The sequence below is a fragment of the Limnospira platensis NIES-39 genome (assembly GCF_026000695.1).
Taxonomy (GTDB): Bacteria; Cyanobacteriota; Cyanobacteriia; order Cyanobacteriales; family Microcoleaceae; genus Limnospira; species Limnospira platensis.
In genome coordinates, this window is the sequence record NZ_AP026945.1 from 3,035,532 (window position 1) to 3,055,908 (window position 20,377).

The window sequence follows — 20,377 nt, forward strand, 5'->3', positions numbered from 1 at the left end:
AAGGTTGACAAACTCTCCCAGAAGCAGGTAGAATAAATTAAGATAAGGTGGCAACGATCGCACAGTTACGTCCGTTAGCCTTAGGGCGATATAAAGCCCCATCAGCCGCCTTGATTACAGCCATGGGGGTAGTTCCATGTTGAGGAAAACAAGCAACTCCTATAGAGGCGGTGAGGGTGTTTAAATTTTGACCGTTATGGTTGAGACGCAGTTGGCTAATAGCAGTGCGGATAGCTTCAGCCCGATCGCAGATAGCGGGTAAAGACAATTCTGGCATAATTAGAGTCATTTCCTCGCCGCCATAGCGACAAGCAATATCTGAACCGCGCACACTGTTTTTCAATACTTCAGCAACCACCCGTAAGACATAATCCCCTGCATAATGACCAAAGGTGTCGTTAAACTGCTTAAAATGGTCTATATCTAGCATGATCACACCAATGGGGTGCTGTTGACGTTGGGCGCGGAGAATCTCTTGATTAAAGGATTCTTCCAAATAGCGGCGGTTAAATAATCCAGTTAATGGATCTCGGATACTCTGATTTTGGAGGGTTTCTCGGAGGTTTAAATTAGCGATCGCTAAACTTAACTGTTCCGATACAGTGCGGGCTAATTGCTGTTTTGGTTCAGATCAAGCCGTGGCGGTTTTGGTAGCTAGATAAAATCATCCCAAAGTTTCCCCCTGAGCTACCATGGGAATACAAAGGGTAACCGCCAATTCTGTAGTGTTTTGGATATACTGACACCGAGGACCTGAGCGTTGATTTCCTACTTCATAGGGACGACCCCGGCGCAGTCCCCAACAATGCTTAGGGTCAAAATCAACTGCTGAATGCAAATCAGACCCCCACCGAGCCACATTTTCAACCCGGTTGCGGGAACTACAGGTTCTAAACAGACCACCCGAACACTCAGGGAAGAGCAAGGTGCGACTGGGCGGGCGATCGCCTCATAAGCCTCATCGACATTGTTACAAGCCTGCAAAAATTCGTTAATTTCACCCAAAATCACCATCTCTTGGTGACGCTGCTTGAGATCATCTAACCTTTGTTCCAACTCTTGATTAACTTGTTGGAGAGCCTTTTCTGACTGTTTAGTTCGGGTCACGTCCCGGAAAGTGACCGCAAAACCATCCCCCAATTTAACCGCCACATTTTCAAACCAACAGTCAATGCCATCATGTTGATAATGAAACTCATACTGGAAAGGTTCGCCGGACTCCACCACTTGGACTAATGCATCAAATAAACCATCAGTTTTATTTCCCGGCATTTCTTCTAATAATTGTTTACCGATTAATTTTTGAGGCGATCGCCCCACCAATTTGCCAGCCGTGGGATTAGTCAACAACCAGATAAAATCCACTATTTCCCCAGTCTCATCCCGCAGAGAACGAAAAGCCATAATCCCATCAAGGGAACTATTTAATACACTAGCCAACTGCGCCTCAGAAGTTTGTAAAGCCTCCTGTATTTCCACCATGTGGGTGATATCTGTCACCAGTTTAATGCAGCCGTCATATTGCCCCAGATCATCAAACAAAGGTGTAGCAGAAACCAAAGCCCAGACCACTTTACCATCACGGTGGCACAGCTTGGCGCGATGTTGACCCATTATACCCTGATGACGCTGGTTTAGATAAATTTCAGCCATCGAAGATCCTTCTGTGTCGATCAAATCTAGGAAAGACATTCCCAGCATATCCGTGACAGAATAGCCTAGCATTTTTGCCATTTGCTGATTGACAAAGCTGGTGTTATCTGTCTTATCTAAAACCCACACTCCCTCCTGGGTGGTTTCAATAATGGTGCGATATTTGGCTTCACTGTATTTGAGGGCTAATGAGCGCCTGTTTGCGATCGGTAATATCGTAATTAATCCCCGTCATCGCTCCGGGTACCGTCACTATGGTGCTGGACTATGGTTGCCCCTCGCAACCAACGCTTGATTCCATCGGGTCTAACAATACGAAATTCTATATTAAAAAAATTATCTTTGGCTATGGCTGCTTCCATAGCCTTTTCAACCTCGGTAATATCATCTCGATGGACTAGATTAGCCCAGTCTTGATAAACTGCTTTACCCTGCCAACCTTGCAACCCAAAAATCTCATACATCCGCTGATCCCAGTTTACCGTATCTTTGAGATCCCAATCCCAAGTCCCAATTTGACCTGCTTCTAGGGCGATCGAACCGATCGCCACTAACCAAAGATAGGGCCCATCTTACAAGGTGCATGGTTCATTCTAAGGACCACCTCTCATCCTCTACCGCCTCTACCACAATGCCACCATTCCCATGCAAGTCGATTTCGTACAATAAAACGCGATCACATTTCAGTAATCTTTGCACTTCATCGGCTGTTGTCTGTAGAATTTCCTTGAGTTTCAGCGATCGCCGAATCCGCAGGGCCATAGTCGCGATGATATGATCCCAAGTCTGTCTGATTTCGTCGCTGTCGCGCAGTTCCTGACAACCATTCTTTACCTGGTCGGCCCATTTACTATTTAAATCTCTCAAGGGTTGATTATTCATCTGTATTAGCAAATGCCTTGAGGGCTGACCTGATCGAAAAAAAGTCTATACAATGGCAATCATGGCAATAATTTTAATATTTGTAATAATTTTAACTGATTACCTCCAAAAATTAAAATCCCTCCTCCCTCAGGCGATACTTGCTTTTTTTAGCGGCTGATGCTATCATATTATATAATACAGATATGCACTAAATTATTTTTTTGCAACAATAGCCATTATTTAAGATTATGTAAATATGATATCACTAATCGCCGCCGCCTGTCAACCCCTCTGGCCGATTTCGGCGGGCTATTTTTTAAAAAAATTGACCAAAAAATCAACCCGAGATAATTTAACTGTAGAATAGAAGCAGGGAAGCCACAGGAGGAAATGATGATAATTAACCTAATTTATAAGTTTATTCAAATGGTAAATTCATGCACCTTGTCGGCGAGTCTTTCGGGTTCTCCGGAGAGAGGAAATAGCAAAATATTAGGGATGTTAGGATTATCAATCAACTCGGGTAATCGATTTAATTGTCTCTCGGTAATGGAAATACCATCAGAGGCTTCGACATAGACCATTTCATCATCAAAATTTTCTTCAGCATAAACCTGGATAAAAAAGCGATCGACCCCCCATGCTTCTAGGTCTGCGGCAAAATACTGTTTTGCCCAATAGGGGTTATGGTGGCAGATATCAAAACTAACTGAGGGGTTAGCGGCTTTCATTTGTGCAATCATATTGCGGACAAAATTAGTTAATTTAGGAGTGCGATCGATTTGACCTGGTAACTCATCATGATAACCCAAATAATCATCCCATTGGACTGCATCAATCTGGGGGTATTTTTGGACAAATTCAACCATAATATCAGTGAAAAATTGAGCGACCTCTGGGATGCCAACATTCAAGACATAATGATCAACTCCTGGGTGAGTGCGATCGACTCCAGGGACGATCCAACCTCTCTGGACTGCTAGATCAAAGGCGTGACTATTTTCGTCTATTTTAATGCCTTTTTCAAAGTAAGCATGAACTTCCATGCCGTGTTTATGGGCTTCATCAATTAACCAATCAATCCATTCTTCTTGAAACAGATTTTGACAGCTATTATAACCAAATTTTGCCTGCATAACTTGGCTTTCATACATGGTACAAGCGTTACCCCATACCCCATGAATAATGGTATTAATACCGCGATCGCGATAGTAACGAACCCTAGCCCTAATGGTTTCTTCACTGGCGTTATTTGTGGCTTTATAACGACTTAAATAAATCCCTCTAATGGGTTTACCTTCCCAGGTATTGAGTGGCAATGATGGTAGGGGAGAAGGTGGCTGTATTGTTGGTGATTGTGGTGGTGTTTCCGGTTGTGGTTGTGGTTGTGGTTGTGGTTGTGGTTGGGTAGTTTTCGGAGGGTCTGAAATGTCGGGTAAAGTTGGCGGCGATTGATTAGTAGGAAATTCCCAAGTATTTATAAATGGAATGTCAGCGATAATTTCATGATTAAGAAACCGACCAATGTCTAAGTTATCTCGCTGTGTAAATAGCCAATAACCTCCACCTAAAAACAGCAGAATTACTGAAAAGGGAATACTGGCACATCCACAGCCTCCAGGTTCTCGTTTTTGATTAGACATGATTTGTTAATGAGTGCGAAACTACTTGATAATATCGGCGATACTTTCATTATTACCTAAAAACCTGATTTCTGCCAACTGGCTATATTACCTAGGGTCTGTGGGTTGGCTGGAAATGATGGTAATGGCGATCGCATGATGTATAATGATCATTGATAGAGTCCAAGTAGATTGGGGTCTGGGTTGGGGTATCAATTGGGATGCCAAAACCGTTAGTAACTGCTACACTTTATCCTGATCAGAGTAATAATAATGGTAAAGTACAATAATCCTACACCTGGGGACACTAACTGAATAACTGGATACTCAAAATTTAGTCTTGAAGACTTGGGGGGGGATAAAAAACTATCAAGCTCAATTGATGCGAAAAAGACAGGAAAGCAATTATTATTTGTATGAAAATACTCTCTAACTGGAAATACAACGTTCTGATTTTATTGGCTATATGCTTGGGAAGTGTTTTAATTTTTACCCCCTTAGTAAAAACTCAAGATGCACCCATATTTTTATCTTCAGAATCTCTGGGTAATCGGGCACAATTAAGGATTGCGGAAACTGTGCCTGATAGTAATAATGGCGATTTAGGGGTGACTGAAGCCTGGGGAGATTATGATATTATCGAGCTACAAAATCGCTTACAACAAAAGGGGTATTATCTAGGGGCGATCGATGGCATTTATGGGGAACAAACCCGAGAAGCTATTTCTAATTTTCAACTTGATATCGGCTTAGAAAGCACTGGCATAGTTAATCAAGAAACCTGGGAGTATTTACTAGGAAATGCTGCTGTTATTGCCCAGAAAAATCAGTCGTCAAGCTCTATGTCTCCAGATATGCAAAAAATCATAGATCGAGGAGAGTTAATCGTCGCGATAAATCAAGAAGATTCGCCGCCTTTTTTTGCGGAAAATGTAGACGGTGAATTAATCGGATTAGATGTTGAAATAGGGAGAAAAATTGCCAAAAGTCTAGGAGTACAAGTTAGGTTCGATCGCAGTGCAAAAACCTTTAATGAAGTGGTGAATAGGGTTTATAAAGGTGATGCGGATATGGCGATTTCCAAACTAAGTCAAACCTTAGAAAGGGCAAAAATTATTTCATTTTCTCATCCATATTTAACCATGCGCCATGGTCTTTTGTTAAATCGCTTGCAATTAACTCAAGCCACAAGAAATAAAGATTTGGTAGATTTTTTGAGAGATTTTCAGGGGAAGATAGGTGTAATTAATGCCTCTTCTTATGAGATATTTGCTAGGGCAAAATTTCCCAAAGCTACGATTATCAGATATTCCAATTGGGAGGATTTAATTAGAGGTGCAATGAGGGGAGATATACTAGCAGCATATCGGGATGAGTTGGAAGTTAAAAAGATTCTGATTAATTACCCCAATGTGGCTTTAAATTTTCAAACGGTCGCGTTAACAGATACCCAAGATCCGATCGCGATCGCTTTACCGTGGTCTAGTAATCACCTGTTACAGTTTGTGAATTTGTATCTAACAATGAACGACAAAAAATATACAGTTAGTCAGTTATTAGAAGATTATTCGGATTTGTTGGTTTCCCCATCTAATTCTCGTCAACTCACCTCACAAAATTAACCAAAATACCCACTGATAAAATATGAATTTTTACAGCGTCTTTAAGCAGTTAGTTAAAAGCCTAAAAAATCCCTGGTCGATTGTTCCGGCTATCCTTCTGGGTGTATATATTGGCATTGTTCATCAAGATATTGCCCTACTGTTAACCCCCTTTGGAGACCTATATTTAATCCTCCTCAAAATGTGCGTTTTACCGTTGTTATTTTCAGCCATAACAATGAGTGTAGGTAAGCTAATTTCTAGTCATGAAGCCAATAAATATGTCAAACGGATTTTAATAGTATTTTCCCTCAGTTTATTAGGGGTTAGTATCATTGGTGCAACCGTGGCATTTTTAACTAATCCTGGGGGTAATTTAGAAGATTCTACCCTCGCAGCTTTGGGGGTAGTTGTGAATACTTCAGAGTTAGATTTTGAGGTATCTTTGACTGGTCCAATGCCGGAGACTACAGAAAAATCACTGTTAATATCTTTTTTGTTTAGCTTAGTACCTGAGAATATTTTTGCCTCTCTCAGCCAGGGTAATTCTCTGGAAATACTATTTTTTTCCATTGTGTTTGGTATCGCTATGGGATATTCCAAAGAACCCGCCAAGGAGGACGTATTTAATCTTTTGGAAACCATATTTAATACCTCGAAAAAATTGATTGATTGGATGATTTTATTCTTACCGTTTGGTTTGTGTTTCCTGTTAGCTTCCCAAATGGCAACTACAGGTTTTGGGATTTTGGTAGCTATGCAAAATTTTGTGATTATTGCCATTGTAGCTTTTCTGATTATATACATTATCAGTACCCTGGTAATTTGGCAGAAGTCTGGCTATGGCTTTGGTCGGGTTTTGATGGTCTTAAAAGAACCCACAATTTTAGCTTTAGCTACTCGCAGTAGTTTTACCTGTTTACCTTCTGCTATTTCAGCTTTAGATGAACACTTAAACTTTGATAAACAGACAGTTAATTTAGTCATTCCCCTAGCGATAACGGTGTGTCGATTTGGTCCGGTGGCTTATTTTGCGACAACTTCGGTGTTTGTGGCGCAACTCTATAACTATGACTTTAACCTGTCGAGTTTTGTAATTATCATTATCGCTTCTATTTTAGCAGGAATGGCAACGGCGGGGGCGACGGGAATTTTAACGCTGACCCTGTTGGATATAATTTTAAAACCTTTGGGATTACCCCTAGAAGCTATACTGGTATTATTAATTGCGATCGACCCTATTATTGACCCTTTCCGAACTTTAACTATTGTGCATACCGGAATTGCAGCGACAGCAGCGATCGCCGATACTCACCCCCTACCAACTGAGACAACCACAACCTTAGCGCTTTCTAAAGATACTACTATCGGATAATCGATAACTATTTAAGGGGGCTTGATATTTCGGGGATATTCTCATAGCCAAATGCTAAATCTAATGTCAAATTTGCCAGAATTTCCAAGGGGTCTATTGCTATTAATGAGCTGGTATCCAGTAGTTTTAACACTACAGAAATCTCTGTACATCCAGCAATTAATAAATCTGCCCCTTGGTTTTCCAGCCACTTTACAGCGGTTTTTAAGATGTTAATAGGGGGGGGCAAAATTTGAACTCCTGTGGCTTTAATCCCCCAAATTGGATGGTAAATAGCATTCATGATATCTTGCTGTAATTCGGAGTTTAAAATCGGGGCGATCGCTGTTAATCCCGCCGCCGTTAAACTATCCTGATATAGATGGGCTTGTAAAGTTCCATTAGTGGCTAAAATCCCCACGCGATTAAGTTCAGGATAATGCAGTTTAATAAATCTAACTGTCTCCTGCATAATATGAATCCAGGGAATATTTAACTGAGACTGGACTAGATCATAAAATCCGTGAGAAGTGTTACAGGTAATGACCAAAAAATCGGCCCCAGCCACTTCTAATATTTGACCATATTTGACTAAACCAGGGGCACAACTTGGCTGATTTCCTAGTAAACTTTGGGTGCGGTCGGGAAGGTCTGTAGCATTAATTAAAAACCAAATCGGGTGTTGGCGATCGCCACAAGCACCGCGACTGGAATTAAAAGCCAGTAATAGCCGTTCAAATTCAATATGTGCTAAAGGACCTAATCCGCCAATAATTCCGGGAATAGCTTGTTGTTGAAAGATTTGTTGACTGTTCATTGAACTTAGGGATAATTAGGACGGGACATTTAATTAAATTGCGGTGGGTTATCAATCGGAGCCCAAGGATTGGATTCTATGTCAGGAGAAAAGGGTGTGAATTGTGTATCTTGTGGGCTATCTGATGGGCTGTCTGATGGGCTATCTGAATCAGGTCTGGGAGGAGGTGCAGGTTCTGGTTGAGGAAGAAGCACCCTTTCAATCAAAATGGAACGTTGAACCTGTTTACCGTCAGTATTAGTGGCTCTGAGAGTCAGGGTATCCTGTCCTGACTGAGGTGCAATGGGATAGGTCAAGTTTCCACGGTTAGGAACCACGCCAGGAACGGGGAGTAACTCGGTTTGTATGATACCAGCACCACTAACTTCCCATGATAAATTTAAAGGTGATGGAGAAGTTTGAGGGTCTATAATAACGACGTATTTTAAGGGAGCATCCTCCCCATTAATCTGAAAACCATTGATTTGAGGAGGGGGAACCGGGCGTGGTCGGATACGAATGCGATCGCTTTCCATAGATGTAGCCATGGCTGCCAAATTCCCCCGATGAACAGGTATTAACTCAAAGATATAATCTCCAGGTTGTTGGGCGGAAGTCGGGACGTTAATACAGGTAAGCTGTTCAGCAGTTAATTGGCAGTTATTCTGAAGTGCTTGGGGGATGCTACCATTAAAAGGATAGATAATTTCGGGGACTGTAATTATTCTTTCGGGGGAGCGCCCAACCATCCGAATAGCCAGCAAATCTTGAGGATTTTGGAGGCTCCAATTTAGACGAATAGGAGTATCTTTCCCAGCCTGATAGTTAGATTGTGCGGCTTGAAAATTAGTAATTTCTGGGGCTAGTGGTGGTTGAATAGCGATCGCATGAATTTGTCGAGATGGCTCGGTTTCGGGAAGTTCGGAACGCTGAATAGCTGTCAACTCAAAATTATAGCGTCCTGGGTCTGGTAGTGGAATAGCCAGATTATTGCAAACCAATTGTTCCCCGGTAACTTGGCATTTATCTTGTAAGGTTTGGGGAATTTGTCCATCAAAGCGATATGTGATCTTGGGGAAATTAACCAATCCGTCGGGGGATAAACTCCGCAACTCCAACTGTTGAAGTTGGGCGGCATTATCAATCACCCACTGAAACTCAATTTGTTGCTGTTCACCACTACGATAAGTAGAAGACGGGGAAGCAAAAGTGGTTATCCGTGGGGGTGGTGGAGGTTCCCAGACAATGGGATCAGCAGGGCGACTGTCGGTGACTTCCCCCAGAGATTGACGGGAAATGACTTGTAATTCAAAAATATAAGTATCAGGTTTTTCCATTGTGTGAAGCAACCCCTGACAGGTCAAAATCCCATCCAAGTCAACCTCACAGAGACCGAGTAAATCTTCGGAGAATTGGTCAGGATTGACAGTATAGGTTTTCTGCTCAAAATTAACCTGGCCATCGGGAGAGCGACCGATTAATTTTAAGGTTTGGACTTGATCGCCATGGAGAATCTGAAAACTAAATTGTGCGATTCTCTGAGGTTGGGGAGCAAAGAAAGAATCACTATTAGGAAAGGTGTTATTGAGTGCGATCGCATTATCAACCCTGTCTGTGGTCAATTCCGGGCGCTGCGATGGTCTTGTGGTGCTGCTATCGATTAATCTGACATCAAAACTGGTAATTTGGGGAATAGGTAGAGGTGCAATCCTAATTAAACTGGTTTTTGCTACTTGAATCTGGTCAATATCGTTTTTAGGAAGCAACCTTAACTCAAAAATATACTCCCCAGGACGACGAGCATCAGTGCGAACATTGTAGCATCGCAATAGTTGTCTGAGGGTACACACAGAAGCCAACTCATCGGGAATACCCCGACTAAAATCATAGGTAACAGCAGCACTGGAAATGCTACCATCAGGAGATTTGCCAACAATTTGCAGGGCACGGATTTGGCGAGTGGGCGGTCCAATTACCCAACCCAAATAAATAAAATCGTCATTAGCGGCGGCGTAGCTGAGGGACTCGGATCTAAACTCTAAAATCCTGGGGGGGGTGGGAGGCTTAAAAAATACAGACCAGATCGCGAAAATCAAGGCGGCGATCGCTCCTAGTCCCAGCAAAATGGCTAACAACAACTGCCACCAGGGGCGAGCCTCCCAAATTAGAGTGCCATTGATACGCTCTTGAGGGAGGGGCAAGCGGTGCAAATCTTGGGGTTCCAAATAAAACTCAAACACCCGTCCCTGACCCCACCAAGGTCTGTACCACCAATGTTTTGGGATGACCTCGACAGACATTTCCACAGTCCCCTCTGGGGGTAGCCGAAACTCATCTGGTATCAGAGTATACAGACAATTTGCTACTTCTCCTTCTTCGCGGGGGTTAAACTGCAGTTGGCGATCTGTATTACCTCGATTCTGGATTGGCAGTTGAAACTGTCCGCTTCCGGTGCGAATGCGACCCACCACGGTCTGTAGATCCCACCGCAAATCATAGTTAGGCTTAATATGAAAGTGGAGGATATCCAACAGAGTCAAATCAGGATGATTTTCGGAGTTGAGTGTAATGGTGGTGGCATATCGCCCCGCCTCAATGTCTGGCGGTAGGTTTAACTTTAACTGAATCTCTCCTCGCGCCCCGGGATTGAGGGCTAAACTATCAGTGGCGACGACTAAACCCAAATCATTCAAGCCTTCTGGGTATTGGATCTCTACCCATTCGGGGGGGACATCGGTACAGTGCAACCGAAACCGATCCACTCGGCGATCGCGGTTATTGACTATTAAACGGAGGGTTAACGGCTGTCCTGCTATGGCGATCGCTGGTTCAACGGAAGTTGTAGCGGGTATCAGGCTAAAAGTAGGATCATCAAGTCGCACCGCCGACGCTACTTGTGGGAGTACCTGAAGATTAGCATTGTGGTGGATGGGGGTATCTTCCGGGTAGTGTAATGGTGCATCTACAACTAGGAAGTAATTGTAAATTCCTGGAGTCGCCTGGGGGGGCACAGGACATTCAAAGACTACTTCGGCACTCTGCTGAGGACTTAGGGCTAATCGTTGGTGAGGAATGGCACACCATTCCCATACTGATGTAGAGGTTTCATCAATATAAACGTCAATAATCGCACCCAAATGACCCTGGTTAACTAGGGTAATATGCAACTCGAAGGTTTCCCCAGCAGTAATAGCAAAATCCCCGGACGGGTTGGCAATTAGGGTTAGAGATTTTCCCCAAGTCTGTAGGTCTGGTTCGGGAACCCCCTCGACGATTTTGTTAGGTTGTTGTTGGCCGTCATATACAATTTCTGTACTGCTCATGAGTTAATGGATAATGGATAATTAATAGTTGTTCTACCTTTGCTAATTACAGGGAGTGGGAGGTTGTTGGATGCGGTGAAGGCGCACTTGGTGATCTCTACCTCCTGTGATAATGCGGAGGTAGGAGTCAATGGCAATGATATCTAAACTGCTTTTGGGGGAGGGCGATCGCGCGATCGCCTCACCCCCCATATTTTGGGTAGATCGCTCTCCTGTGCTATTCAATAGCCACAGCATCACCTCTCCATCATCTCCGGTACTGGCTAAATAGCAGCCATTAGCGGTCAAAGCTAGAGAACGGATGGGCTGGCCTTGGTGAGCTTGCCACTGATCTATAATTTGACAAGTGGCGGACTGGTTGGTTAAGCATTCGCGGAGATTCCAGACACTGATGGAACCGCGATCGTCTGCTGTAGCCAGCAAAAAAGGCTTATCTGCTGCTGTAGCCAGAGAGGTGATGTATTCATCTTGTCCCCCCGCTGGGTAGGGAACTGTTCGCAAGCCTTGATTACCGCCCGTGGTATCCCAAAGCACCAATTGGTTATAGCGACCAGCGATCGCCAGAGTTTCCTGTCGCGCCCCAACGGGGGCTATATCATAAATAGCGAAATCAAATTCCTGAATTAACTGAGGTTCCTCAACATTAGTGAGATTTAACGTAGGTCCCAGATACCATTGCAGTATTAAACCGCTGCCGTGGCCACTGAATAAATACTGGGAATTTTGACTATAAGCCAAAGCCATGACCCGATCATCCCGGCGATAAGAAAGGGAGCGCCGGGGGCTGTCAGCCAAGTTGAGCAAGTCCCAAATCTGAATTTCCCCATTTTCCAACCCCACAGCCACCTGATTATTATCAACCGGGCGATACAAACCTGTGCGCCCCGCCTTCCCCAAATTCCCCAACAAACCCATGGGTTGCAGTCTATTTTCCCGAACTCGCCACCCCCGCAGAGTCTGGTCATTGGAGGTGCTAATCGCCATATCCCCCAAACCGTTAAACCTAACCACATTGACGGAAGCAGCATGATAGTTAAGTCGGAAAGCGGCATACAAAAACCACCAAATACCACCTAAAATCAGTAGTGCGATCGCCACCTGTAACCACCGGGGAATAATCGGTAATAGTCTCAACTCCAGAATTTGCAGACCCTTCTGTTCACTGTGGGCTGTATGTTCATCAGTTAGTGGGAGGTCGTCAGCAATTGGGGAAATTGTGATTTCCTTCGACAAACCACCTAAAGCGCTAGAAGCGGGAGTTAGGGGAGATACCACAGCCTCCTTAACTGTAATGGTCTGTGTTTTACCGATACCCAACCAAGGCCGTTTGCTGTAGGCGATAAGTTCCAGAGTTTGGGTTTCTCCCGGAGCCAAATTTACCTGTTCGGGATAAATGGAAAACTCATTTTCTCCGTCTCTAGGTTCAATATCCCCCCCGACTTTAGGGTAGTTATTGAACGTGGGGGTTGTGATTTCCAGAATTTCGGCAGTTCGTCCCTGAGAATAATTAGAATTGTTGGTGAATTCTAATTGGTAAACAGGCGGTTCTATGCCCCATTGGGGCAGCCAAGGCCGACGAGCGGGGACTAATTGCCGTTTGGGAAAGGCATCAAAATCTACGTTTCCGGTGGGTAAAACTTCTATGTGGCCTCTAGTTGGCGGTGAATTCTGGTTGCGATACTGTCCGATCACCGTAAAGGGATAGACCCCAGCAACAGCAGCGTGCATTTCGGGAACTTTGCAGGTAAAGGAGTAATTTTGACTCTGCTGTGGCGGAAGGTTAAAAGTAGTTTGATTATCAAACAGGAACCATTCTCGCTTGCTACTATGTACGGATAAGGTAACAGCGATCGCCTTTTGACTATTATTGTGGATACTAAAGGCAATTTCCACTTGACTATTGGGGAGAGTCTGAATGGGTTTGGTAGGGAGTTCGACTCGAAACGGACACTCACTAACAGACTCGATGATATTGAGCCTGAGAATGTGACGTTCTTCGGTCATTAATTCCAGGGAAAATACTTTAACGGTGAGATTGACTAACCCCACAAATCCAGGAATAGGCGATCGCAGCACTTTCACATGAAACTCAGTTTTGTCCCCCGGTGGTTTATTCGCACTTTGCGGTGTAACTGTGTACCAAAGCCATTCACGATCTGACTCCACCCCAGCAGCGGATATCTCTAGTTGAAAGCTACTCATGCGATCGCTATCATTGATAACCACCACATCAAATGTAGTGTCTTTTCCGTCCGGGTATAGAGTTAAATCCTTAGTAGAAATATCTGTTTTCATGTTTCCGATAATTGGGAAGCGCGATCTTTGGAAAAATGCACAGTGCAACTACACTGTCATCGAGAGAGCAGGACTCTTATTAACCACTTTTTCTAGCCTGTCTGGCTCGCTCCATCAATTCCTGAAATAGCACAGTCGGGTCTTGGTTTTTATGGCTCGCGCGCCGCCATTGTTCTTGCTGGCGATGCAATTCCACCAATTCCTCACTCATATTTTTCTCACGAGTCTGGACAATTGCTGCCATTTCCACAAAGGCTTGACCCAATTCTCCCATTTCATCAGAGCGCGAAATAGTAGATTCAAGCATTTCTGGCGAGAAAGAATTAGCTTTGATAGCTTTCGCTCCTGCGTGTAAATTATCGATGGGTTGGATAATCCACCAAGACGCGATCCCCCCCAGTGTAATCGCTACCACCGTCACACCCAAGCCAATAATCATCGTAAACCGAAGGTTGTTATAAATCAGTTCCATAAAATCAGATTCAGGAATGACCACAACAATTAGCCAATCCAAACCCGTACTTTCCATGGGAGTCACCTGTAGCAATTGCTGTTCACGATTCAATCGAAAGCTAGAGGAAATCGGTTGTTGAATTTGGTTAAGGCTTAACTCAGTATCGAGTAACTTTTGGACTGTAGAGCGGATCACAGGTTCTTGACTTTCGAGGGCGGGTAATCGTCGTTTCTCGCCATTTTCATCCAAAAAGGGTTGTTCGTCGGTGGAACTGGCTACTAAATTGCCAGCGCGATCAATAATAAATGCGATACCCTTGGGGCTGATTTCCAAACTTCTCAAAAAATTGCTGAGGTCTTTCAATCCCAGGTCAATACCCACAACTCCGATAGTATCACCTCCACGACTTTTAACTGGAATTGCGGAGGTCATTCCGAGTTCTAATGTGGAGCCAAAAATATAAATGGGACTCCAACCGATTTCACCGATTTCTATAGCTCTTTTGTACCAGGGTCGTTGTCTGACATCATACTGAGCTTCTAAGTTTCTGATTTTGCCGGCACGAACTCCCGCCGAATCAAGCTGATAAACACTTCGACCTTCAGCTTCTGCGGCATTTCCAATAACTAATACTTGGGTTCCATCTGGCTGCTGTTGAACACCGATAAAATCCCCCCTTTCAGTACCAAGATAAATGTAATATAACCCATCGATCGCCGCTACCTGATTCTGAAAATAACGGGTCAATAGTGGCACATCATTGAGGTCGATTAAATCATTTTCAATGGTGATCAGGTTGAGTTGATTTACCACCATGGGAGCTTGTAGGTAGGTGTCTATGTGTTTTTCAATGGAATTTATCGATTTTTGGCTCAATTCGTCAATCAGACTCTTGACGGCTTGACTGCCACTATAAAAAGCTAATATTGCTGTAGTTATGGTAGCCAAAGCTAAGGGAACCACGACTAATAGGGGAATGAAATATCGGATAGAAATAGATGGTTTCATGGCTTTTCCTGGTCTGGTGGTAAAAATTACGGCGAAATTTTGCCCGGCATTTGACTACTGGACAATTGATAATGATGGTGGGCAAAATTCAGAATATTAATCCCTAATTCTTGGGCGCTGCGGATGGAATCTCTGGATAATTCCTGATGATTATTTAACCCCCAACCAGAGGATAGATAGCCTATGGATATAATAATTTTGCCCCAATTTATCAGTCGGGTTTGCTCTCGATTAATAATTGGTAATTCATCAAATAAAAAGGGATGAATTTTAATCGGGTCTTGGGCGGATATTGGCTCAATATTCGATAGCTGAATCCCCAGATATTGATGGGCTATATTTTCGAGAGGTTCTAAGGCGGATTGTAGGCGGTTTTTAAGTTCGGATTCACAGATAGTTAACTCTGAGGACAATTCCCTTTTAAATTCGGAAATTTGGGAAAATTGAATATCATTGAGAGCCTGTTTAAGTTCGCCGATCGCTGAATTAATATCAGCAATATTGACCTGTTCTGATGAGGCTTCAATGAAAAGTACAGTGCCGCGATCGCTGTAATATTTGAGAGCATTATATTCTGTTTCTCCCCAAGACAGTATCTGAGAATATCTCATATATAGCAAGTGATAGTCTCGCCGATGTTGAGCATCCTGGGAAGTTAAGGTAATTTCTTCGACTGGTTCAGCATCCATCGTGACCGGTGCTAAAACCGCAAGCGATCGCAATAGATAATCGAGATTCTGCCCTAAATAAACATCTTCAGCATTCCCCTGTAAAACCATCCCCACTCGCAGAGTTTTAGCCGAGCGCGGTCGGACTCGTCCCCGGTATCGTAAATCCAACTCGTTAACATCAGGATAAAAAACATTCGTGGCGGGTCTAATTTCGATGCAATCAGGAGAAATAGTGATCCGACACAGTTCGATTTCCTGGGGTGAGGGTGGGGTATTTTTTTCGTCGATCCTAAAACTTTCAGCTACCAATACTTGATCGCTTTGACGGTAGAGAGTTTCTGGATCAACATAGCGCAGAACTAAATAAATAGTGCTGGGTTCTGTCTGCACCAATTTGGCAATCCGAAAATCGATAGGGCGATCGACAATAATCGGATTTCCGGTCAAATCGATCGCAATTCCGGGCTGAATTTGCACCCAGCGATTATCCCGATATTGGGCAGATATACTCTCTGGGGCATCGATTACACACACCCCTAACCCCCTCACTATTCCCGGTTGGTAAAGAGATTGATAATAGAGATTTTGTCGCGATCGGTGGTATTCGTGGGATTGTCGCCAACGCTGGGCATTTAACAGCAATCCATCATCAACTATCAAACGTTGGAGGGGATGAATTTCTGGCGGTGGGTAATCAGAGGAATTGCCATCAGTGATGATCATATATGATTGTCCGAATCTATTTTTAAGTCATAAGTACAGAAGGCTGGTGTCTGTGCTTCAATAACAGTGCGAACCAATTTCTCATCAATAGTATCAGGATCGCACAGCAGGCGTACCTGAAAGTGAAAAGGTTTGCCACCGCCTAAAATGGTATCTATACCCAGATAGGAGCTGCCCATGACCGCCCCTTGGGTAAAGTTTTCTATAATTGAAATGTGTTTGGACACTTCCGGCAAATCTTCATCAAGAGGTAAACCAGTTACCAGGTGTAGGTAAAACCGCAGCCCCCGCCTAGTTCCAGAAGCGCGATAAATCTCTAAGGCGTTGCGAATTAAACGGCGTTGCTGTTGGAGACTGAGAGTGGGGATGTTTTGCCAGCCAACCCAGTGGGCTAAAAATGGCAACATATTTTCGGGGGCGGTGAGGGGATCTAAGTAGGCCCAGAGATTGCCGAATATTTGCAGATCTGGCTCGAGAGTGGTTTCAATAATTTTCAGGAATCGGCCGACAAAATCGATTTCTTGATAAATTTGCGGTAGTAGTTTGATATATGGCGATCGCGGTCGCAGAAATAGGTCAAACTCGACAAATTCCAGTAGAGGCCTATTATCGGACTGGTTATTGAGATAACTGCCATAGACATTAAAGCGGCCGGAATAGTTGAGTTGCAGTCCCTCGGTATCCCTGAAAACAGCTTCTTCTGCCTCGAAAAAATCCCGATGGACTTGAAAACAGAGAACGACAGAGCGCCGTTCTCCGGGTAAGAGGGTAACAAATAATTCTGGAGCGTAGGGGATGACTGGTTGGCCTGGGAGTTCGCCAAGGGTGGACACAACGGGTATCTGAGTCTGACACCAGTGGTGGGGAAAATTCCCGGTCAGTTCACAGGTGAGGTGCAAGGGGCGGGTGTCTAGGTTTTCCAGGTCAATGACGAGGGAGCTGTTTTCCCCTGGAATTAGTTTTACGGGGGCTCGGTCTGGTTCGGGTTGGGAGAAAGTACCTGATAATTCAGGCAACTGAGCTGGTGCTGTCTCGGGAATGTCGATCGAGACGATATCTAAGAGGACAGATTTTTGGTCAGGAACCTGGGTCATGGTGAAAGGGTTGTCTACTGATGGAGGGGGACTGCCCGGACGGGGATTCTTGGCTCAATGTATCTGGTCTCTGTCGCCCCTCTTCCAGGGCTAAAGGCTGATCAGAGGGTAGCGGAAGTAGAGGGGGTTTTATGACCCCCCGGAACCTCCACCGCCGATAATGTTGATCAAATGGCGATCGCCTCCGGCATCAGACCAGGAACAGATAGTGCCATTAGGACCAGGATCAATCATGGCTATAGGTTGTCCCCGCACCCACCGCCCGCCCTGGCGGCGGATAGGAAACAGTTGCACAGCCCCCAAGCTCATCACAGTAGGAAATTGCTGTAGTAGGGCGATGATATCGGCTGTATACAGGGGCTGACCGAATGGCCAACCTTCGGATTGATGGCCGCCAATGATCGGGTTAAGGAACCTATACAAAGCTATTTGTAATTGCGATTGGATCTCTAGCCGAGCTTGGGGATTGTGGTATTGCGGCGGGGTAGTAATTTCGGAGGCGACGACGACTCCTACATACTCTGGTTCACGACATTTTACTTGTATCCCCAGCAGGCGACGTTCATCAAGATAACTGAGAACCTGGCGATTGAGTTCGGAACTGATGGCTAATTCTTCTGGTGAAATGCCGACTCCTTGCTCTAAGGGTATCAAACTGGTGCGGGGTATCAACAGAAGTTCCACGACTCCCTGATTCCCAGGACTTGCCCTGAGACAGCGACAACGGGCGATCGCTCCTTGTCCTGCTACTATAGCTAGGGTTTCAAAGTCTTGGGGGGTGACAGCGCGATCGCGGGTTCGCAGCATTTGGGGGACGCGAATGGCGGCCATCTCTAAGGATTCAGCATCAGAACCGCCCCTAGCGGGAACATGATTGACCACCGCCCCAACGTAGGGCACAGCAGTTTTCATCACCGAGATGGTTCCCGGTTTGACGTTGCCTTGGACTCCTCCTCCGGTACGATAACGAACCATCCGCAAACTGGCTCCGGCTGGAGGTATAGCACCATACTGTCGCTTTTGATGGTCGGCGCTTAAAATGGTGTTTTGTCTGGCGGTGCTTTGCCATCTGGGGGAGTAGTCGGTTTCTCGCACCAGTTGAGTCGGTTCGCTCACCTGGGGTCCAAATTGTACTATTCCAGTTACGGAGTCCAGCACATAGTGGCGATGGTCGGGTTGGGAATTGGAAAAGTCGGGGACTTCTTCCCAAATTTGAGGTAATTCTCCGATCGGGGTAACAGTTAGGTATTCTCCGGCCATGCGAGTCAGCACGGGGGGGCGTTGCAGTTGGAATGCTTGGCCAGGAGTGCCGTCCGTCACTCCTAATAATTCGTCGTTGATTACTTGACACTGGCGGGCTACGGTGCTTCCTCCTATGGCGCGGGAATTGATGCCGACAATGCGGGGGGAGGCACTATAGGGGGATTGGTCGAGGGTGGGTTCTGTGTAGACGCAGCGCAGCCAGCGACCTTGATAGGCGGTGAACTGGGCGACGGGAAATTCTACGGGTAAATGCAAAATAATATCCGATCCGCCTTGGGGGTCTCGACCCTGTTTGACTGCATCTCGAAAACTGAAACCTTGGCTTTCGTCGTCTGCTTCTGCCAGCAGGACTGATTGCCAGTACCTTCCGTTCCAGGCTTCCCAGCGACGGGGGGGATGGTCGGGGTTAATGCCTGTGGGGGTGGCGGCTTGGCCTTTGACGGTGAGGGCGATAACGTTTCCTTCAATGGGACTGTCAGGGGTAAAGACTAGGTAAAAACATTGCCCTGATTCGGGGCGATCGCTGAATAACGAGAGTTCTGGCCCTGACCAGGTTCCGTCTTCTGCCATCGTCCACCAGTTGGTTAACCGATCACGCAACATTTGTGGGGTGATATCTGGGGTTTGACCGTGCAGAATGTGCCCGATCAGGGGTCTGCCAATAACTAAGGGGCGATCGGTGCTAAATACTATGGCTTCGGCATCGGGCAGCCTTTCGGTGGCTATTTCGATGCCTTCGGGGATGGTATAGGCTTGGGGAAGGTCTGATACTAGATAAAAGGTGATTTCGGTTTGGGCTGGGTTGGGGGGCTGTAGGCGAATTCCTAGCAGTTCTAAAAATAGGACGTAGTTTCGCCTGGGAAGCTGGTTGAAGCGACTCAGCATCTGGTCCATCAGCCATGCAAACAGTTCCAGCAAGGTGATTCCTGGATCGCTGGGGTTGTAGTTATTCCACTCGGGACAATAACGAGGGATTCTTAACAAGCATTCTTGCAGCAGATCGTCATAGGTGCGATCGTCTAGGTTGGCTTTGGGAAGGTTGGGTAAAAAGTCGAATACCATGGCAGCTTATTCCGGCTGTTTTTGCAGGTAAAAGGGATAGACGAGGCTCCTTTGATCGTGGCTGGGTTTGAGACTATAGTTGATCACTAAATCTACTCTCCCACCATCGGGGTCGGGAATGGCTTCTACGTCTATCAGCATTATGCGCGGTTCCCACTGTTCTAAGGCTTCTTGGACGAAGATTCGCATTAACATCAGGGTTTCGGAGTTGATTGGTGCAAAGCTGAGTTCCCACAACCGACAACCGAAGTCTGGCCGGTTGACTCGCTCCCCAAGATCGGTCATTAAAATTAGCACGATGGACTCTCGGACGTTGCGATCGCCTGCGCTCAAAGCCCAATTACCTTGCTGATTTACTAACAGTGGAAAAGCGAATCCCTGACCTAGGTGGGCCGGGGGACGGGGTGGTTTCAGCATCGAGATTTTCCCTAATTCCTCGAGGAAATGTTTGCGGGGTTAATAGGACTCAGCATTGATGATTTATACGGCACGGGTAGGCTTGGCATCACATCACACAGCCATACAAAAACAATCGCCAACCGCTTTCATGTTCACTAGAAAACAGCTATCTTTCCTATGCTGCGACCAAGTTGG

The 20,377-nt window shown here is 45.2% G+C and carries 15 protein-coding genes; 2 read left to right on the forward strand and 13 right to left on the reverse strand.

From position 1 onward, the window contains the following. Positions 1-37: 37 nt before the first annotated feature. From N39L_RS14905 to N39L_RS14925, 5 genes are all read right to left on the reverse strand, one after another. The gene (locus tag N39L_RS14905; RefSeq protein WP_373869261.1) at positions 38-577 is read right to left on the reverse strand and encodes a GGDEF domain-containing protein; all 540 of its coding nucleotides are present in this window, start codon (positions 575-577) and stop codon (positions 38-40) included. A gap of 191 nt (positions 578-768) precedes the next feature. Further along, positions 769-1,782 carry a PAS domain-containing protein gene (locus N39L_RS14910; RefSeq protein ID WP_006619195.1) on the reverse strand — a complete coding sequence of 338 codons (1,014 nt, stop codon included), beginning with the start codon at positions 1,780-1,782 and terminating at the stop codon, positions 769-771. A gap of 92 nt (positions 1,783-1,874) precedes the next feature. Next, positions 1,875-2,204, reverse strand: coding sequence for a PAS domain-containing protein (locus tag N39L_RS14915; protein ID WP_006619194.1), 330 nt, complete (start codon positions 2,202-2,204; stop codon positions 1,875-1,877). A 37-nt stretch (positions 2,205-2,241) separates the two neighbouring features. Beyond that, positions 2,242-2,535, reverse strand: a complete 294-nt coding sequence (locus N39L_RS14920) for a GAF domain-containing protein (RefSeq protein ID WP_006619193.1) — start codon at positions 2,533-2,535, stop codon at positions 2,242-2,244. Between the two features lie 404 nt (positions 2,536-2,939). Beyond that, positions 2,940-4,160 carry a family 10 glycosylhydrolase gene (locus N39L_RS14925; protein WP_014275605.1) on the reverse strand — a complete coding sequence of 407 codons (1,221 nt, stop codon included), beginning with the start codon at positions 4,158-4,160 and terminating at the stop codon, positions 2,940-2,942. Between the two features lie 395 nt (positions 4,161-4,555). Here N39L_RS14925 and N39L_RS14930 point away from each other — a divergent pair, with 395 nt between their 5' ends. After that, positions 4,556-5,761, forward strand: coding sequence for a transporter substrate-binding domain-containing protein (locus N39L_RS14930; protein WP_014275606.1), 1,206 nt, complete (start codon positions 4,556-4,558; stop codon positions 5,759-5,761). A 22-nt stretch (positions 5,762-5,783) separates the two neighbouring features. After that, positions 5,784-7,115, forward strand: a complete 1,332-nt coding sequence (locus tag N39L_RS14935) for a dicarboxylate/amino acid:cation symporter (protein WP_014275607.1) — start codon at positions 5,784-5,786, stop codon at positions 7,113-7,115. Positions 7,116-7,122: 7 nt separating this feature from the next. Here the strand turns inward: N39L_RS14935 and N39L_RS14940 are convergent, their stop codons facing one another. The 8 genes from N39L_RS14940 to N39L_RS14975 all read right to left on the reverse strand — a co-directional run bounded on the left by N39L_RS14940 (position 7,123) and on the right by N39L_RS14975 (position 20,200). Further along, positions 7,123-7,911: an aspartate/glutamate racemase family protein gene (locus tag N39L_RS14940; protein WP_014275608.1), complete on the reverse strand. Its 789-nt coding sequence runs from the start codon at positions 7,909-7,911 to the stop codon at positions 7,123-7,125. 29 nt (positions 7,912-7,940) lie between these two features. Beyond that, positions 7,941-11,213, reverse strand: a complete 3,273-nt coding sequence (locus N39L_RS14945) for a COG1470 family protein (protein WP_014275609.1) — start codon at positions 11,211-11,213, stop codon at positions 7,941-7,943. Positions 11,214-11,255: 42 nt separating this feature from the next. Further along, entirely contained in the window at positions 11,256-13,508 is a 2,253-nt protein-coding gene (locus tag N39L_RS14950; protein WP_014275610.1) for a WD40 repeat domain-containing protein, read from the reverse strand. Positions 13,509-13,587: 79 nt separating this feature from the next. Next, positions 13,588-14,970 carry a cache domain-containing protein gene (locus tag N39L_RS14955; RefSeq protein WP_006619186.1) on the reverse strand — a complete coding sequence of 461 codons (1,383 nt, stop codon included), beginning with the start codon at positions 14,968-14,970 and terminating at the stop codon, positions 13,588-13,590. A 26-nt stretch (positions 14,971-14,996) separates the two neighbouring features. Further along, complete coding sequence (locus tag N39L_RS14960; protein ID WP_014275611.1) at positions 14,997-16,364, reverse strand: hypothetical protein; 1,368 nt, start codon at positions 16,362-16,364, stop codon at positions 14,997-14,999. Further along, positions 16,361-17,458: a phage tail protein gene (locus N39L_RS14965; RefSeq protein ID WP_014275612.1), complete on the reverse strand. Its 1,098-nt coding sequence runs from the start codon at positions 17,456-17,458 to the stop codon at positions 16,361-16,363. Before N39L_RS14965 ends, N39L_RS14960 begins: the two co-directional genes overlap by 4 nt. 129 nt (positions 17,459-17,587) lie before the next feature. Further along, positions 17,588-19,783, reverse strand: a complete 2,196-nt coding sequence (locus tag N39L_RS14970) for a putative baseplate assembly protein (RefSeq protein ID WP_014275613.1) — start codon at positions 19,781-19,783, stop codon at positions 17,588-17,590. A gap of 6 nt (positions 19,784-19,789) precedes the next feature. Further along, complete coding sequence (locus N39L_RS14975) at positions 19,790-20,200, reverse strand: GPW/gp25 family protein (protein WP_006619182.1); 411 nt, start codon at positions 20,198-20,200, stop codon at positions 19,790-19,792. Between the last annotated feature and the right edge of the window lie 177 nt (positions 20,201-20,377).

Bases quoted from the DNA above. Each gene is read 5' to 3' on its own strand.
- N39L_RS14940 (WP_014275608.1), bottom strand. From the start codon at position 7,911: ATGAACAGTCAACAAATCTTTCAACAACAAGCTATTCCCGGAATTATT.
- N39L_RS14935 (WP_014275607.1), top strand. From the start codon at position 5,784: ATGAATTTTTACAGCGTCTTTAAGCAGTTAGTTAAAAGCCTAAAAAAT.
- N39L_RS14945 (WP_014275609.1), bottom strand. From the start codon at position 11,213: ATGAGCAGTACAGAAATTGTATATGACGGCCAACAACAACCTAACAAA.
- N39L_RS14965 (WP_014275612.1), bottom strand. From the start codon at position 17,458: ATGACCCAGGTTCCTGACCAAAAATCTGTCCTCTTAGATATCGTCTCG.
- N39L_RS14950 (WP_014275610.1), bottom strand. From the start codon at position 13,508: ATGAAAACAGATATTTCTACTAAGGATTTAACTCTATACCCGGACGGA.
- N39L_RS14960 (WP_014275611.1), bottom strand. From the start codon at position 16,364: ATGATCATCACTGATGGCAATTCCTCTGATTACCCACCGCCAGAAATT.
- N39L_RS14925 (WP_014275605.1), bottom strand. From the start codon at position 4,160: ATGTCTAATCAAAAACGAGAACCTGGAGGCTGTGGATGTGCCAGTATT.
- N39L_RS14920 (WP_006619193.1), bottom strand. From the start codon at position 2,535: ATGAATAATCAACCCTTGAGAGATTTAAATAGTAAATGGGCCGACCAG.
- N39L_RS14930 (WP_014275606.1), top strand. From the start codon at position 4,556: ATGAAAATACTCTCTAACTGGAAATACAACGTTCTGATTTTATTGGCT.
- N39L_RS14970 (WP_014275613.1), bottom strand. From the start codon at position 19,783: ATGGTATTCGACTTTTTACCCAACCTTCCCAAAGCCAACCTAGACGAT.
- N39L_RS14975 (WP_006619182.1), bottom strand. From the start codon at position 20,200: ATGCTGAAACCACCCCGTCCCCCGGCCCACCTAGGTCAGGGATTCGCT.
- N39L_RS14955 (WP_006619186.1), bottom strand. From the start codon at position 14,970: ATGAAACCATCTATTTCTATCCGATATTTCATTCCCCTATTAGTCGTG.